Below are 16,001 nucleotides of genomic sequence, written 5' to 3' on the forward strand. Positions count from 1 at the left end.
CGAGCACTCCCCCGCCTCGAACCCACTCGGCGGGGGACCCCCGTCGCCGGCGCGGTCCGGCCGACGGAAGCGGCCCGGGACGGATCGTCCCGGGCCGCAGCGAACCGCGCGTGACGTGGAAGTGGCCGAAATCCGCCCTAGGAGATCCGCACCGGGTTCACCACGTCCGCGATCAGGACCAGGACGGTGAAGCAGATGAAGATGCCCGCCACCACATAGGCCACCGGCATCAGCTTCGCCACGTCGAACGGGCCCGGGTCGGGGCGGCGCAGCACCCTGGCCAGATTGCGGCGCAGCGACTCCCACAGGGCGCCCGCGATGTGCCCGCCGTCCAGGGGCAGCAGCGGGAGCATGTTGAAGAGGAACAGGGAGAGGTTGAAGCCCGCGACCAGCATCACGGCCATGGCGAGCTGCTGCGAGGCCGGGATGTCCAGGGTGAAGATCTCGCCACCGACGCGGGCCGCGCCGACCACGCCCATGGGTGAGTCGGGCTCGCGGGGCGCGCCGTCGAAGGCGGCGTTCCACAGGGCCGGGATCTTGCCGGGCAGGGCGGCGATGGAGTCGACGGCCTCGCCGACCCGGTCGCCCATCCAGGACACGGAGTCGCCGAAATCCTGCTTGACGACGCCGGTGGCCGCGCTGAAGCCGAGGAAGCCGGCCTTGATGTACTCGCCCTGGACGTAGCTGCCGTCGGATTTCTTCTTGGCGACCTGGTTGGTGGCGATGGTCGTGTGCAGGGTCAGTTCCCGGCCGGCCCGGTCGACGACGATGTCGACCTTCTTGCCGGCGCTGACGCGGATCAGGTCGGAGAGGGTGTTCCAGTCGTCCGTCTGCTTCCCGGCGAAGGAGACGATCTTGTCGCCGGGCTTCATGCCGGCGGCCGCGGCCGGGGAGGCCGGGTCGGTCGACTTGCACACGTCGCGGTTCTGGCTCTGCGCGATGACGCAGGGCGAGACCGAGCTGACCGTGGTGGTCTGCTGCGAGATGCCGAAGCCCATGAGGACGGTGAGGAACAGCCCGATGGCGAGCACCAGGTTCATGAAGGGGCCCGCGAACATCACGATGACCCGTTTCCACGGCTTGCGCGTGTAGAACATGCGCGTCTCGTCGCCGGGCTGGAGCTCCTCGTAGGCGGCCGAGCGGGCGTCCTCGATCATGCCGCGCCAGGGCGAGGTGGAGCGGGCGGTGATCCGGCCGTCCTCGCCGGGCGGGAACATGCCGATCATGCGGATGTAGCCGCCGAGCGGGACGGCCTTGATGCCGTACTCGGTGTCGCCCTTCTTGCGTGAGAAGACGGTCGGGCCGAAGCCGACCATGTACTGCGGCACCCGGATGCCGAAGAGCTTGGCCGTGGACAGGTGTCCCAGCTCGTGCCAGGCGATCGAGAACAGCAGGCCGACCACGAAGACGACTATGCCGAGGATCATCATCAGGGCTGTCATGCACGCGCCTCCGCGGTAGCCGTCAGTTCCTGGACCCGGGCCCGTGCCCAGGTCTCCGCTTCGAGGACGTCCGACACGGTGAGTGAAGTTCCCGACACCGGCGTGTCGTGTTCCTCCACAACCCGGGTGATGGTCTCCATGATCCCGTTGAACGGGAGCGCGCCCCTGCGGAACGCCTCCACGCACTCCTCGTTGGCGGCATTGAACACCGCCGGGGCCGTGCCCGCGAGCTCGCCCACGTGCCGGGCGAGGTTCACCGAGGGGAAGGCCTCGTTGTCGAGCGGGAAGAACTCCCACGTCGACGCCGTGCTCCAGTCGAAGGCGGGCGCCGCGTCGGGGACGCGCCCGGGCCAGCCGAGGCCGATGGCGATCGGCCCACGCATGTCGGGGGGCGTCGCCTGGGCCAGTGTCGATCCGTCCGTGAACTCAACCATCGAGTGGACATACGACTGGGGGTGTACGACCACCTCAATGCGCGAGAAGGGAATGTCGTAGAGGAGGTGCGCCTCGATGACCTCCAGGCCCTTGTTGACCAGGGTCGCGGAGTTGATCGTGATGACCGGGCCCATGGACCAGGTGGGGTGGGCGAGGGCGTCCTCGACGGTGACGTTCGCCAGTTCCGCCTTGGTGCGGCCGCGGAAGGGGCCGCCGGAGGCGGTGACGACCAGCTTGCGGACGTCGGCGCGGGTGCCGGCGGCCAGCGCCTGGAAGAGGGCGGCGTGCTCGGAGTCCACCGGGATGATCTGCCCGGGCTCGGCGAGTGCCTTGACCAGCGGGCCGCCGACGATGAGCGACTCCTTGTTGGCGAGCGCGAGGGTGCGGCCCGCCTCCAGGGCGGCGAGGGTGGGGGCGAGGCCGATGGAGCCCGTGATGCCGTTGAGCACGGTGTGGCAGTCGGAGGCGGCGAGCCGGGTGGCCGCGTCCGGGCCGGCGAGGATCTCGGGGAGGGGCTCGGCGGCCCCGTACTCGGCGGTGAGCGCCTCGCGCAGCGCGGGGACGACGTCCTCGCGGGCGACCGCCACGGTCCGCACCCGCAGCCGGCGGGCCTGCTCGGCGAGGAGGGCGACCCGGCCGCCGTTGGCGGACAGGCCGGTGACGCGGAAGCGGTCCGGGTTGCGCAGCACGAGGTCGATGGCCTGGGTGCCGATCGAACCGGTGGAGCCGAGTATCACCACGTCCTTCGGGCCGTCGCCCGCGACCGGGTCGTAGACGAGGTGCGGGTCGGCGAGGGCGCGGGGGGCTGGACTGTCGGTCATCCCCCCATTGTTGCCGAGGCGGGTGGGCGGCAGGGCAGGGTGCCCCCTCCTCGTCCCCCTCATGAGAGGCTCGGGACAGGGGGCACCCTGCGGACGGGTGTGCGGCGCCTCACCCGATCGGGCGGTGCATGTTCTCCTTCTCACTCGGTCCCGGTGTGGCGTCGGCGATCCAGGGGCCCTCCCCGGACGGGTCGACGATGCCCTGTTCCAGCCACTCGTAGGCGCCCGCCATGACGCCCTCGACGACCTTGCGGTCCAGGTCGTCGGTGTTGGTCCACAGGCGGGCGAAGAGCTCGTCGACGCGGATGCGGGACTGACGACAGAACGCGTCGGCGAGCTGGTAGGCCTCGCGGCCGTTCTCGCCGCGCGAGCGCAGCAGCTCGGCGCGGACGCAGGCGGCGCTCATCGCGAAGAGTTCCGCGCCGATGTCCACGATCCGGCCGAGGAAGCCCTGCTTGGACTCCATCCGGCCCTGCCAGCGGGACATGGCGTAGAACGTGGAGCGGGCGAGCTTGCGGGCGTGCCGCTCGACGTGCCGCAGATGCGGGGAGAGGTCCACGCCCGCGTGCTTGAACTCTCCGTACGACGAAGGCAGTTGGCCCGGTCCCGCGACGAGCTTCGGCAGCCACTTGGCGTAGAAGACGCCCGCGCCCGCGCCCGCTTTCGCCTTGTCCTGGAGGGACTTGTCGGGGTCGATGAGGTCGCCGGCGACCGTGAGGTGGGTGTCGACGGCCTCGCGGGCGATGAGGAGGTGCATGATCTCCGTCGAGCCCTCGAAGATGCGGTTGATCCGCAGGTCGCGCAGGACCTGTTCGGCGGGGACCGCCTTCTCGCCCCGGGCGGCGAGCGACTCCGCCGTCTCGAAGCCGCGGCCGCCGCGGATCTGGACCAGCTCGTCGGCCATGCGCCAGCCCATCTCGGAGGCGATGAGCTTGGCGAGCGCGCCCTCGATGCGGATGTCGTTGCGGTCCTCGTCGGCCATCTGGCTCGACAGGTCCAGCACCGCCTCCATGGCGAAGGTCGTCGCCGCGATGAAGCTGATCTTCGCGCCGACGGCCTCGTGGTGGGCGATCGGCTTGCCCCACTGCTCACGGGCCGCCGACCACTCGCGGGCGATCTTCAGACACCACTTGCCGGCGGCGACGCAGGACGCGGGCAGCGAGAGCCGGCCGGTGTTGAGCGTGGTCAGGGCGATCTTCAGGCCCGCGCCCTCGGGGCCGACGCGGTTGGCGGCCGGGACCCGGACCTGGTGGAAGCGGGTGACGCCGTTCTCGATGCCGCGCAGTCCCATGAAGGCGTTGCGGTTCTCGACGGTGATGCCGGGCGAGTCCGTCTCCACGACGAAGGCGGTGATGCCGCCGTTGTGCCCCTCGCTCCTCGGGACCCGGGCCATGACGACCAGCAGGTCGGCGACGACGCCGTTGGTCGTCCACAGCTTCACGCCGTCGAGGACGTAGTCGTCGCCGTCCGGGACCGCGCTGGTGGCGAGGCGGGCCGGGTCGGAGCCGACGTCCGGCTCGGTGAGGAGGAAGGCGCTGATGGCGGTGGTCGCGCAGCGCGGCAGGAACCGCTGCTTCTGCTCGTCGGTGCCGAACAGCTTCAGCGGCTGCGGTACGCCAATCGACTGGTGCGCCGACAACAGCACGCCGATCGCGGGGCTGGCCGAGCCCGCCAGGGCCAGCGCCTTGTTGTAGTACACCTGTGTGAGGCCGAGACCGCCGTACTTGGGGTCGATCTTCATGCCGAGGGCGCCGAGCTCCTTGAGCCCGCCCACGACCTCGTCGGGGATACGGGCCTCGCGTTCGATGCGGGCCGCGTCCACCTTCGTCTCGCAGAAGTCGCGGAGTTTGGCCAGGAACTGCTCGCCGCGCCGGACGGCCTCGTCGGAGGGGAGCGGGTGGGGGTGGATGAGGTCGAGCCGGAATCGGCCCAGGAACAGTTCCTTGGCGAAGCTCGGCTTGCGCCAGTCCTGCTCCCGGGCGGCCTCGGCGACCTGGCGGGCCTCACGCTCGGTGACGGTGGGTTTCTTGAGGGGTGGTGCGGACATGAGGCTCACCTCGCCGCGAATCGGGATCTCGGACCACATTGGTTACCGATGGGTGCTACCCGATCGTTGGTACCCGATCCGGGACGAGCCCGCCACCCCTCGCGGGCGGGTTCGGGCGTCCCGGACGGCCCGCTCCGCTGCCCGCCTCCCGGCCCGTCCCCCGGCCGGCACCGGGGCCGGACCCGTTGCCGGGGGCGTGTTCGTCGCCGCTCGGCGGCCTGCGCCGAACGAGTGCCCGAACGACTGCCCGAGCGAGTGTCCGGGCGGGGGTGAGACCCCGACGAAGGGTTGCCGTACTCTTCTCCACCAGTCCCCCACAACTCGTTGTCGAAGCGCTTCGACAACCTATGGACACCCACCCCCGCTAGAGCTACTGTCGAACCAACCTCACCCGCCCCTGTTCGCAATGCGCACTGTCGAAGCGCTTCACAAAACTTGGAGAGCTGGATGGTCACCCTCGCCGAGGTCGCCCAGCACGCCGGAGTCTCGGCGAGCACGGTGAGCTATGTCCTCAGTGGCAAGCGGTCCATCTCCACGACCACCCGGCAGCGGGTCGAGCAGAGCATCCGGGAGCTCGGCTACCACCCGAACGCGGGCGCCCGCGCACTGGCCAGCAACAAGTCGAACATCATCGCCCTGATGATCCCGCTGCGCACCGACATGTATGTGCCGGTGATGATGGAGATCGCCATCGCGGTGGCCACCACGGCACGCACGTACGGGTACGACGTCCTGCTGCTCACCGGCGAGGAGGGCCCCGACGCGGTGCGCCGCGTCACCGGCAGCGGGCTCGCCGACGCGATGATCCTGATGGACGTCGAGCTGGACGACGAGCGGCTGCCGCTGCTGCGCTCCACCGACCAGCCGTCGGTGCTGATCGGGCTGCCCGCCGACACCTCCGGACTGACCTGCGTCGACCTGGACTTCGCGGCGACCGGCGCGCTGTGCGTGGAGCATCTGGCGACGCTGGGGCACCGCGACATCGCTGTCATCGGCGAGGCGCCTGCGGTCTACGAACGGCACACCGGATTCGCCGAGCGCACGCTCGACGGACTCCGCTACCGGGCCAGGGACCTGGGCCTCAGGCTGCTGCACCGCCCGTGCGAGGGCGGGTACGACGCGATGGCCGTGACCCTGGCCCGGGTCCTCGACGAGCGTCCGGGCACCACCGGGTTCGTCGTGCAGAACGAGTCGGCGGTCGAGCCGCTGCTCGCGCTGCTGCGGCAACAGGGCCGGGCCGTGCCGGAGGACGTGTCGGTGGTGGCGATCTGCCCCGACCAGGTCGCCGTGCAGGCCTCGGTCCGGCTGACGTCCGTCGCCATCCCCGCCCAGGAGATGGGCCGCCACGCGGTGGAACGCCTCGTCGCCAAGCTGGAGGGGCGCGGCAGCGACGAAGTCGTGCTGATCTCCCCCGAGTTGACGATCAGGGCGAGCACGGGACCGGCGCCCGCCGCTTCCTGACCCACCCCCTCGCCGCCTGCCCCACCCCTGCTGTTCCCGCTGTCGTGCCCTGCCGGGGCACCGCCATGTCTGCACTCCTTACTCCTTCAAGGAGCACCCCACATGAACCAGCCTGCCGACAACCAGCCCCAGGTCTCACTCGCGCAGTCCTCGCCCACGGTCGGCACGTTCCGCGAACGCGGCGGCGCACTGGAGTGGAGCGGCCGTCAGGAGACCCTGCGGATCGAGCCCTGGGGTCCGGACGCCGTCCGGGTACGGGCCCGGCTCGGCGGGCCGATTCTCGAAGGGCTGCCGGGTGCGCTGCTCGACGAGCCGCCGGCCACCGAGAGCAGCGTCAAGGTCGGCGACGACGAAGGGCAGTTGACGGTCGGCGCGCTGACCGTCGAGGTGTCCGCCGAGGGCCTGATCCGCTTTCTGCGCACGGAGAGCCGTACGGAGATCCTGGCCGAGGAGCGCGCCCACTTCTGGTGGCCGGGCTCACGGCTCTACACGGCCGTCGGCAACGGACACCATCGTCTGGAGCAGCGCTTCGCCGCGTACGACGACGAGAAGCTGTACGGGCTCGGGCAGCACCAGCACGGCCGCCTGGACCAGAAGGGGCTGGTCCTGGACCTGGTCCAGCGCAACGCCGAGGTCGGCATCCCGGTGCTCACCTCCAGCCGCGGCTACACGCTGCTGTGGAACAACCCGGCGATCGGCCGGGTGGAGCTGGCCGGGAACGGCACGCGCTGGGTGGCGGACTCGGCCCGGCAGATCGACTACTGGATCAGTGCGGGCACGCCGGCCGAGGGCCAGCGCCGCTACAGCGCGGTGACGGGCCGCACCCCGATGCTGCCGGAGTGGGCGGCGGGCTTCTGGCAGTGCAAGCTGCGCTATCGCACGCAGGACGAACTCCTCGCCGTGGCACGGGAGTACAAGCGTCGGGGGCTGCCGCTGGACGCCATCGTCTGCGACTTCTTCCACTGGACGCACCTCGGCGAGTGGAAGTTCGACCTGGCGGAGTGGCCCGACCCTGCGGCGATGGTCCGTGAACTGGACGAGCTGGGCGTGAAGCTGGTGATCAGCGTCTGGCCGTCGGTGTCGCCGCTGAGCGAGAACCACCCGGTGATGGAGCAGCGCGGCTACTTCATCGGCACCCAGTACGGCCCGATGGCGCACGCCGACTGGCCGGACAAGGGGGTCGCCTCGACGGTCCAGGTGGCGTTCTACGACGCGACGAACCCCGACGCCCGTGAGTTCGTGTGGTCGAAGATCCGGGACAACTACCTTGCCCCGTACGGGATCACGGCGTTCTGGCTGGACGCCTGCGAGCCCGAGCTGAAGCCGGGCTTCCAGGAGAACCTGCGGTACTGGGCCGGTCCGGGTCTGGAGGTCGGCAACATCTACCCGGCCGACAACGCCCGCACCTTCTACGAGGGGCTGCGCGCGGCGGGCGAGGAAGAGATCATCAGCCTCAACCGGTCGGCGTGGGCGGGCAGTCAGCGCTACGGCGCCGCCCTGTGGTCCGGCGACATCGGCACCGACTTCGCGACTCTGCGCCGCCAGATCGCGGCAGGCCTCAACACGGCGCTGTCCGGCATCCCGTGGTGGAACACGGACATCGGCGGCTTCCACGGCGGCGACCCGGGCGACCCGGCGTACCAGGAGGTGATGGTCCGCTGGTTCCAGTTCGGCGCGCTGTCCCCGCTGATGCGTCTGCACGGCTTCCGCGACCCGGGCATGCCGCTGGGCCCGGACATGACCGGCGGCCCCAACGAGGTGTGGTCGTACGGCGAGCAGGCCGGGGCGGTCATGGAGAAGTACCTGCGGCTGCGCGAGCGCATCAAGCCGTATGTCCTGGAGGTCATGCGGGAGGCGCACGAGGAGGGGCTGCCGCCGATGCGGCCGCTGTTCCTGGAGTTCCCCGACGATCCCGCGACCTGGTCCGTCGACGACTCCTACCTCTTCGGCCGGGATGTGCTGGTCGCGCCGGTGCTGACGGCGGGTGCCACGGCCCGCACGGCGTATCTCCCGGCGGGCGCGACCTGGACGGACGCGTGGACGGGTGAGACGTACGAGGGCGGTACGGCCGTGACGGTCGACGCCCCGCTGGACCGGCTCCCGCTGTTTCTGCGGGACGGGGCGCGGCTGCCGGTGGCGGAGTAGGGCCTGTCCGGCGGATCAAGTCGCAGGAAAGCAGCGGCGCCTGATCGACGCAGGTGAGCGGGGAATGGTGCGTCCAACTGCAAGGCGGAGGAGGGCGTCGACGCTATGGGGGTCCCCCCGCTCGAGCGAAGCCGAGAGTGGGGGAGTCGGCAACCGACGACAACGCCGGTGGGGGCACCTCCCGCTCGAGCGCAGCCGAGAGTGGGGGAGGGCGTGGCATTCCCCGCGTCTGCGGCATGATCCGCCGGACAGGCCCTAGCCGGGTCGGGACGGCGACAGGCCGGCCGGGCCGGTCCCGCGCGGTGCGGGGCCGGCCCGGCCGGACGGGTCAGCTGCTGCTGACGGTGATGTTGTTGGCCTGGAAGTCCAGGCCGCCGGAGGACGAGGTGATCTCGAAGCCGAACTGCACGTCGGTGATGGTCACGTTGCCCATCCACTGCTTCGTGTCCTTGATCCACTTCAGGATCGGCAGGATCTGCACGGTGCCGGAGGTCGAGTCCGACGTGCGCAGGAACGAGTAGACCTGCCAGGTCGAGCCGTCGGAGCGGGTGGCCGTGCCCTTGTAGACGTTCCAGCTGTGGCCGCCGAGCGTCGCGCTGCCCTGGAGGCTGCCGAGCGCCCCGACGCTGCCGTTGTAGTTGACCCACAGCATGATCTCGTGGTTGTTGCCGGTGTCCCAGACGTCGTACGAGGTGTTGTACGAGCCCGAGGACGGGACGGTGACGTTGTAGCTGCTGTTGAGCGACCCGAGGGAGGTGATCGACTTGTTGATCACCTTCTTGGCGTTGGGGTAGGACTTGATGCCGCCGGTGTTGGGGTGGTTGGCCCAGACACCCCAGTTGGTGCCGGAGTTGGCCCAGATGCACTGGCTGCCGGCGCCGGAGCCCCAGATGTTGTTGTAGAGGGTGTAGCCGTTCAGGCTGGTGTTGCCCCACTGGTCGCAGGAGTTCCAGACGGCCGCCGATGCGGGGGCGGAGGCGAGGCCGATCGTGGCGCCGAGAGCGAGAGCGGGGGCGAGCAGGGCTTTGGCGACCCTGCCGAGGGTGCGTGTTGCCATGGTGTCCCTTCCATGGGTGGGGGGAGTTACCACGCCCCTAGGGTGAGGACGTGGTCTTCTCCGGCGACGAGGTCGAGCGGCTCTGCTGCGTCGTCGCCGTCGCCGGAGGAAGTCCGGAGCTCGATGCGGTGGCTGCGGTGCGGTTTCAGGACGGCCCGCGCGCCGTCGGGGCCCCATGCGAGGTCGAGTTCGGCCCCGAACCGGGTGCGCACTCCGCGGAGTTCGCCGGACGGGAGGGCGGGGTCGGGGGCGGGCAGCAGGACCAGCCGGTCGGGGGTCGACTGGACGAGCGTCTCGATCAGCACGGCGGGCAGGGTGTGCGCGGCGTCCGCGTTGTAGACGTCGCGGCGGGGGTAGTGGGCGCTCATCAGCGAGGCGTGGAAGAAGTCGCCGTCGAGGACCTGGGCGAGGGCGTGCGCGACGCGCCGGCCGTCCCGGAGCCGGGCCGCGATCAGCGCGTGGTGGAGGTGGCCGTGCGCGGAGTCGTTCTCGGCGCCGCGCAGTGCGAGGGCGCGGTGGGCGGCGGCCGCGAGGCGCGGGGTGTCGTAGGGGTTGATCTCGTCGAGGGGCCAGACGCCGTAGAGGTGGCTGAGGTGGCGGTGGTCGTAGGTGTCGTCGAGGCCGGGCCGGGCCCATTCGGCGAGGGCGCCGTCCGCGTTGATCCGGTGGGGCGGGAGGCGGTCGGCGAGGGCGCGCCAGCGGCCGGCGTCCGGGGTGCCGGGGTGGTAGTCGGCGGCCGTGAGCAGCGCGTGCCGGGCCGCCGAGAGGTCCATGGCCGCGTTGAGGGCGCCCCAGCTCGCGCCCGCGGGCCGGTTCTCGGGCGAGTAGGAGGGGACGACGACGAGGTGGCCGTCGGGGTCGTCCGGGTCGGTGCGGGTCAGGAAGTCCTCGTAGAACCGGGCGACTTCGGCGAGGGCGGCGGCGGTGCGCGGGTCGCGTGCGCCGCGTGTCTCGTCGTGGTCGACGAGCGGTTTGAGCAGCCAGTCGGCGCCGGCGGTCCACAGGTGGAGCGGGTACTCGCGGCTGAAGTGGTACGACAGTCCGGACTCGCCGTCGGTGTGAGCGGGCGCGACCGCGCCCCGGGCGCCGAAGACCGCTCGGGCGTTCTCCCGCCAGTCGTCGAACTGACGGTGGATCAGAGTGGCGAGGGCGTCGGTGACTTCGGGGAGTGCGGCGGGGGCGGCGGAGGCGGTCTGGAGGTTGACGTTGGCGTCGTTGGTGAAGGCCCCGGACCAGGCGGTGTCCCAGTCGCCGGTCCACAGGCCGGGCAGGCGGGGCGGGTTGAGGCCGGAGGAGGAGAGCAGGTGGTAGCGGCCCGCGGCGAAGAGGCGCTCCAGAAGAGCCGTGCTGCGGGGGCGTTCCAGCAGTTCGGAGCCGGGGAGGCCGCGCTCGGCGGGGTCGGCGTGGAGGTCGAGGGTGACGCGGTCGTAGGCGGTGCGGTGGAGGGGGAGGTGGCGGGCGAGCAGGTCGTCGTAGGAGTGCGGCAGCTCGTTCAGGGCGCGCTGCTGCGCGGTGACGTCGAGCTCGCCGGTGTGCCGGTGCACGCGGGTGAGCAGCAGCACGGACTGGGCGCCGGTGACCCGTACGCCGGGGTGGGAGAGCCGGGTGCGGCCGCCGGTGGCGACGACGAGGGTCACGCCCGTGTAGGCGCGGTCGCTGTCGGGGTAGCGGGCGCGCAGGGTGAGCAGGGCGCCGTCCGGGGTGAGGACGCAGCCCTGGCCGACGGCCAGGTCGGCGGGCGCGCCGGGGAGCCGGTGGTCGAGGGAGATGTCCAGGTCGAGGCCGGTGATCCGGTGGACGATCACGTCGTCGGCGCGGGAGACGAAGACCCGGCCGGCGCCGCCCACGCAGGCGGCGTCGGTCTCGCCGGTGGTGAAGTCGACGAGGCGGAGATAGCGGCGGTATCGGCGCGGTTCGTCCGAGGGCGCTCTGCGCAGCCGTATCTGGAAGGCGGGGTGGAAGGGCTGGACCCACTGCAGGGGCCGGTGGTCGGTGAAGCCCTCGGCGGCCTCCCACTCGCCGGCCAGCAACTTGTCCTGGAGGGCGGGGAGTTCGGCGGCCAGCTCGGGCGGGCGGGCGTGTTCGGCGCCGTTGGGGCGGACCAGGGTGTGGTGGGTGACGATGACCCGGTCGTCGTAGGGATCGCCGAACACGAGGGCGCCGTGCCGGCCGTTGCCGCTGAGGAAGGCGTCCTCCCAGCGGACGGCGGGCTGGTACTCGAAGGTCGCGTGCACGGGGCTGTCGGTGCTCGGGCGGGCGGGGTACGCGCGGGGCGGGGCGTGGGTCATGAGCGCAACACCACCACGCCGTAGCGGCCCAGCGCGACCTCGTCGGTGAGGGTCGTCCCGGTCAGCAGGTCGTGATGGGTGCCCGGGAGGCCGACGGTGACCGGCTCGCGGCCGTGGTGGAGCAGGAACAGCAGGTCACCGCGGCGGACGGCCTCGACGCCCGGCGGGAGGCCGTCGAGGACGGGCCGGGCGCCCGCGTCGGCGGCGACACGGGCGAGCAGCGTGCGGAGGGCGTCGGGCTCGGGGAGCGTGGAGACGTACCAGGCGCGGTCGCCTCGCAGCACGGCGGGCAGTCCGTCGAGCTCGCCGCCCTTGTAGACGGCTTCCACCGCGCCCGGGTCGGCCGCTTGAAGCTCCTCCGACCACAGGGTGCCGTGGAAGCCGTCGGTCTCGACGCGCTCCCCCGCCTCCAGCGGCCACCACTCGTGCAGGGTGCGGATGCCGAACAGCTCGCGCAGCCGGGCGTCCATGCCGCCGGGGCGGACCCGGTCGTCCTCGTCGGCGACACCGGTCAGGAAACCGGTCACGAGGGTGCCGCCGCCGTGGACGTGGGCGAGGAGGTTGTCGATCGCCGCGTCGGTCATCGCGTACAGCTGTGGGACGACGACCAGTTTGTAGCCGGTGAGGTCGTGCTCGGGGTGGGCGAAGTCGGTGGTGAGGTGGGCCTCCCACAGGGCGCGGTGCCAGGCGTGCAGGACGGCCGCGTGGTCGACCCGGGTGGAGGGGCGGCCGTCCTGGGCGCCCGCCCACCAGGCGTGCCAGTCGTGCAGGATCACGACGTCCGCGGAGATATGACTGTCCGTCACCTCACCGCCGATGCGGGCGAGTTCGGTGCCGAGCTGCTTGACCTCCTGGAAGGTGCGGCCGTGCTCGCCCGCGTGGCTGACCATCCCGGAGTGGAACTTCTCGGCGCCCTGCCGGGACTGGCGCCACTGGAAGTAGCAGACGGCGTCCGCGCCACGGGCCACGGCCTGCAGGGACCAGAGCCGGCCCAGGCCACGCGGTTTGGGATGGTTGACCCCGCGCCAGTTGACCGGGCCGGCCGCCTGCTCCATCAGCATCCAGGGGCCGCGGGCCTGGGACCGGGTCAGGTCCTGGACGAGAGCGCCGTGCTGGGCGCCGAGGGGGTCGCGCGGGTCGGGGTAGAGGTCGACGGAGACGGCGTCCTCCTCCTCGGCCCAGCGCCAGGCGTCCTGGCCGAAGAAGAGCGGCATGAAGTTGGTGGTGACCGGGATGTGCGGGGTGTGCCGGGCGACGATGTCACGTTCGGCGAGGTAGCACTCCAGGAGCGCGTCGGAGGTGAAGCGCCGGAAGTCCAGCATCTGGGCCGGGTTCTTCAGGTAGTGGGTGCGGCGGGCGGGCAGGATGCCGTCCCAGCTGTCGTAGCCCTGGCTCCAGAACGCCGTGCCCCAGGCGGTGTTGAGGGCGTCGAGGGTGCCGTACTTCTCGCGCAGCCAGCGGCGGAACGCGGCGGCCGCCTCGTCGCCGTGGTCGGCGGTGCAGTACTCGTTGTTGATGTGCCACATGGTGAGGGCGGGGTGGCCGCCGTAGCGGGCGGCCAGGTCCTCGGTGATGGCGGCGGCGTAGCGGCGGTAGGTGGCGCTGGAGTGCGAGAAGTGCTGCCGGCCGCCCCACAGCTCGACGTCGCCGTTCTCGTCACGGGGCAGTGTGTCCGGGTGCAGGCGGCCCAGCCATGGGGGTGGGGCGGAGGTGGGGGTGGCCAGGACGACGCCGACGCCGTGCTCGTGCATCAGGTCCATCAGCCGGTCCAGCCAGCCGAACTCCCGGGCACCCGGCTCGGGTTCGAGCTTCGCCCAGGAGAAGACACCGAGGGTGACGGAGTTGACGCCGGCGTCCTTCATGAGGCGGACGTCCTCGTGCCAGGTCTCCTCGGGCCACTGCTCGGGGTTGTAGTCGCCGCCGAAGAGGATGCGGCCCCGGGTGGCGTCGGCGAGGGTGGGCCGGTGGACGGCCGGCATCAGACGGGCTCCCCGTACTGGATGCCCCGGCCGTTGGTGGCGATGTAGACACGGCCGTGGATCCGCGGGTCGGCGGCGATGGTCGCGCCGATCCAGCCCCACTGGTGCTGGTCGTCGTTGACCCGCGTCCAGCTCTTCGCGCCGTCGTCGGAGCGATACACGGCGGTGATCGTCTCGGTGGAGCCGACCTGGTAGATCGCCGGGTAGTCGGCGCCGTCGGCGGCCTTGCCGAAGGCGAGGGTGTACGAGGCCCGGCAGCTGGTCAGCTTGGTGAAGGTCGCGCCGCCGTCGGTGGACCGGTGCAGGCCGTTCCCCTTGGTGCTCAGCCACAGGTCGCCGGAGCGTCCCGGGGCCGCGGCCAGTTGGAACTGGCTGTCGCCAAAGGGCAGTCCGCCGGCCCGCCCGGTGAAGGTGAGACCGCCGTCCGTGCTGGCGAAGAGGGTTCCCGTGTCGGTGTCGTAGGCGTAGAAACGCCTCGGGTCGGCCGGGTCGGCGAGCGGGGTGGCGCCCTTGGGGAAGGAGGAGACCTCGGTCCAGGTGGCGCCGTTGTCCGTGGAGCGGTGGGCGGGGTACTTGGTGCCGTCCCAGTGCACGAAGGTCCACAGCAGGACGCTGCCGTCGGCGCTCGCGGCGATCGGCCCGGGCGCGTCCTTGGCGAGGGCCGGCTGGGTCGCGAAGGGCGCCCAGGTCCTGCCGCCGTCGCTGGAGTAGGCGCCGTTGCCGTGGTCGCCGAAGCCCGTGCGGACGACGTAGGACGGCTTGGCGGCGGCCTGGGCGAGTCCCGTCGCCGACCCGAACACGGGGTTCGTCGCCATGCCCCGCGACGGCGAGGCCGTGAGCCGCTCGTGGTACATCACGCCGACGTCGCCGAGCCCGCTGATCAGGTGCGCCTGCCCGGTCGGGGGCGAGATCAGCAAGCGTACGGCGGTCTCCTCCAGGCCGCGGATCTGCGGGGCCCAGTGCTTCAGGTCGCGGGTGCCGTAGAGGGTGGCGCCGGTGCCGTAGACGATGTGCCGGGAGTCGTACGGGTCGACGGCGAGGGCCTGGATCCACCAGCCGAACTTCGGCTGGTCGGCGCCGAAGGTGAGGAACGGCGTCTCGGACACGTCGAGGACCGCCGAGTCCTTCAGGGAGGTCCAGGTGCGGCCGCCGTTCGTGGTCCGGTACAGGGTGTCGACGGCGGCCCACCGGTTGTTCGTGGAGACGACGACGGTGCCGGGACGGCGGGCGTCGACGGCGACTCCGCCGTAGCCGAAGCTGTCGACGCTCCCGTCGCTCGTCGTGCCGCCCGGCTTCGCGGGCGTGACGTCGGTCCACTTGCCGGTGGCGGTGGCCAGCTTGTGCACGCTGCCGTCGGACTGCCCGCCCGGTCCTGGTGCGTTGGCGTACGTCACGTACAGCTCGCGGGTGTGGCAGTCGTAGGCGGCGCGGACGGGGACCTTGGCGGCGGCGCCGGCGGGCAGGCCGGGGACGGCTTCCCAGGTGGCGCCGTCGGCGGTGCGAAACAGGTTGGCGGTGGTCCCGTCGGAGTCGCCCCAGCCGGCGTACAGGGTGCGGCCGGCGGCGACGAGGAGGGTGACGCCCTGGCCGCTCGCGCTCGGGGCGCCGGGGAAGGCGGTGGCGGCGGCCCAGGTGGCTCCTCTGTCGGTCGACTTGAGCAGCCCGTCGTGTCGCGTCCCGAGCCACAGGGTGTCGCTGTCGCGCGGGTCGACCAGCAGCCGCTCCCCCGTGCCCCGGCCGTCCTCGTTCCCGCCGAGCTTGACGGTGAGGTCGCTGCGGGTCCAGGTGGCGCCGCGGTCCTCGGAACGCAGGACGGCTCCGTTGCCGGCCCAGGACTGGGCGTAGGTGCCGAGCGCGAGGTAGACGCGGTCTGGGTGGGCGGGGTCGACGGCGAGCGCCTCGACCCCGAGGAGGTTCCAGTCGTCCCAGCCGAGGTGGTCGGTGAGGGGGGTCCAGCGGGCGGCTCTGTCGTCCCAGCGGTAGGCGCCGCCGATGTCGGTACGGGCGTAGGCGAGAGAGCGGACGGTGGGGTGGAAGAGGACGCCGGTGACGAACCCGGTGCCGCCGATGACGACGTTGCGCCAGCGGTAGCCTCCGGCGGTCGAGCCGGATCGGGTGGATGCGGCTCGGGTGGATGCGGCTCGGGCTGGGTTCTGGGTGAGCGGGAGTGCGGTGAGCGTGGCGGCGGCTGCGGTGCCGGTGAGGAGGGTGCGGCGGGTGGGGAGCATGGTGGGTACCTCGGTGGGTGAAGGTGTACGGGCCGGGACCATGTCGTTCGGCTGCGGGTGGTGGGCGCTGGTCGCGCGGTTCCCCCGCGCCCCCCGCA

The 16,001-nt window shown here is 71.8% G+C and carries 9 protein-coding genes; 2 read left to right on the forward strand and 7 right to left on the reverse strand.

Annotation, left to right across the window (positions count from 1 at the left end; translation table 11 throughout):
• Positions 1–137: 137 nt before the first annotated feature.
• The 3 genes from ACIBTS_RS09905 to ACIBTS_RS09915 all read right to left on the reverse strand — a co-directional run bounded on the left by ACIBTS_RS09905 (position 138) and on the right by ACIBTS_RS09915 (position 4,745).
• Positions 138–1,442: a M50 family metallopeptidase gene (locus ACIBTS_RS09905; RefSeq protein ID WP_399318057.1), complete on the reverse strand. Its 1,305-nt coding sequence runs from the start codon at positions 1,440–1,442 to the stop codon at positions 138–140.
• Entirely contained in the window at positions 1,439–2,698 is a 1,260-nt protein-coding gene (gene dxr, locus ACIBTS_RS09910) for a 1-deoxy-D-xylulose-5-phosphate reductoisomerase (protein WP_399318059.1), read from the reverse strand. The genes ACIBTS_RS09905 and dxr overlap by 4 nt, the downstream gene beginning before the upstream one ends.
• A 109-nt stretch (positions 2,699–2,807) precedes the next feature.
• Positions 2,808–4,745 (reverse strand): acyl-CoA dehydrogenase family protein, encoded by a 1,938-nt coding sequence (locus ACIBTS_RS09915; RefSeq protein WP_399318060.1) that lies wholly within the window; start codon positions 4,743–4,745, stop codon positions 2,808–2,810.
• Positions 4,746–5,192: 447 nt separating this feature from the next.
• Here ACIBTS_RS09915 and ACIBTS_RS09920 point away from each other — a divergent pair, with 447 nt between their 5' ends.
• Positions 5,193–6,206, forward strand: a complete 1,014-nt coding sequence (locus ACIBTS_RS09920) for a LacI family DNA-binding transcriptional regulator (protein WP_399318062.1) — start codon at positions 5,193–5,195, stop codon at positions 6,204–6,206.
• A 102-nt stretch (positions 6,207–6,308) separates the two neighbouring features.
• Complete coding sequence (locus tag ACIBTS_RS09925; RefSeq protein ID WP_399318064.1) at positions 6,309–8,351, forward strand: TIM-barrel domain-containing protein; 2,043 nt, start codon at positions 6,309–6,311, stop codon at positions 8,349–8,351.
• A gap of 328 nt (positions 8,352–8,679) precedes the next feature.
• Here ACIBTS_RS09925 and ACIBTS_RS09930 read toward each other — a convergent pair whose 3' ends face one another.
• The 4 genes from ACIBTS_RS09930 to ACIBTS_RS09945 are packed head-to-tail and all read right to left on the reverse strand — an operon-like array spanning position 8,680 to position 15,903.
• The gene (locus ACIBTS_RS09930) at positions 8,680–9,408 is read right to left on the reverse strand and encodes a hypothetical protein (protein WP_399318066.1); all 729 of its coding nucleotides are present in this window, start codon (positions 9,406–9,408) and stop codon (positions 8,680–8,682) included.
• Between the two features lie 26 nt (positions 9,409–9,434).
• A complete protein-coding gene (locus ACIBTS_RS09935) occupies positions 9,435–11,696 on the reverse strand; it encodes a glycosyl hydrolase family 95 catalytic domain-containing protein (protein WP_399318068.1) in 2,262 nt (753 codons plus the stop codon).
• Positions 11,693–13,675 (reverse strand): beta-galactosidase, encoded by a 1,983-nt coding sequence (locus tag ACIBTS_RS09940; protein WP_399318070.1) that lies wholly within the window; start codon positions 13,673–13,675, stop codon positions 11,693–11,695. Before ACIBTS_RS09940 ends, ACIBTS_RS09935 begins: the two co-directional genes overlap by 4 nt.
• A complete protein-coding gene (locus tag ACIBTS_RS09945; RefSeq protein ID WP_399318072.1) occupies positions 13,675–15,903 on the reverse strand; it encodes a WD40/YVTN/BNR-like repeat-containing protein in 2,229 nt (742 codons plus the stop codon). The genes ACIBTS_RS09940 and ACIBTS_RS09945 overlap by 1 nt, the downstream gene beginning before the upstream one ends.
• Between the last annotated feature and the right edge of the window lie 98 nt (positions 15,904–16,001).

This window comes from Streptomyces sp. NPDC050121 (assembly GCF_044460385.1).
GTDB classification, from domain to species: Bacteria; Actinomycetota; Actinomycetes; order Streptomycetales; family Streptomycetaceae; genus Streptomyces; species Streptomyces soliscabiei.

Coding starts and splice junctions, on each gene's coding strand:
- ACIBTS_RS09920 (WP_399318062.1), top strand. CDS start 5,193: ATGGTCACCCTCGCCGAGGTCGCCCAGCACGCCGGAGTCTCGGCGAGC.
- ACIBTS_RS09915 (WP_399318060.1), bottom strand. CDS start 4,745: ATGTCCGCACCACCCCTCAAGAAACCCACCGTCACCGAGCGTGAGGCC.
- ACIBTS_RS09935 (WP_399318068.1), bottom strand. CDS start 11,696: ATGACCCACGCCCCGCCCCGCGCGTACCCCGCCCGCCCGAGCACCGAC.
- ACIBTS_RS09925 (WP_399318064.1), top strand. CDS start 6,309: ATGAACCAGCCTGCCGACAACCAGCCCCAGGTCTCACTCGCGCAGTCC.
- dxr (WP_399318059.1), bottom strand. CDS start 2,698: ATGACCGACAGTCCAGCCCCCCGCGCCCTCGCCGACCCGCACCTCGTC.
- ACIBTS_RS09930 (WP_399318066.1), bottom strand. CDS start 9,408: ATGGCAACACGCACCCTCGGCAGGGTCGCCAAAGCCCTGCTCGCCCCC.
- ACIBTS_RS09945 (WP_399318072.1), bottom strand. CDS start 15,903: ATGCTCCCCACCCGCCGCACCCTCCTCACCGGCACCGCAGCCGCCGCC.
- ACIBTS_RS09905 (WP_399318057.1), bottom strand. CDS start 1,442: ATGACAGCCCTGATGATGATCCTCGGCATAGTCGTCTTCGTGGTCGGC.
- ACIBTS_RS09940 (WP_399318070.1), bottom strand. CDS start 13,675: ATGCCGGCCGTCCACCGGCCCACCCTCGCCGACGCCACCCGGGGCCGC.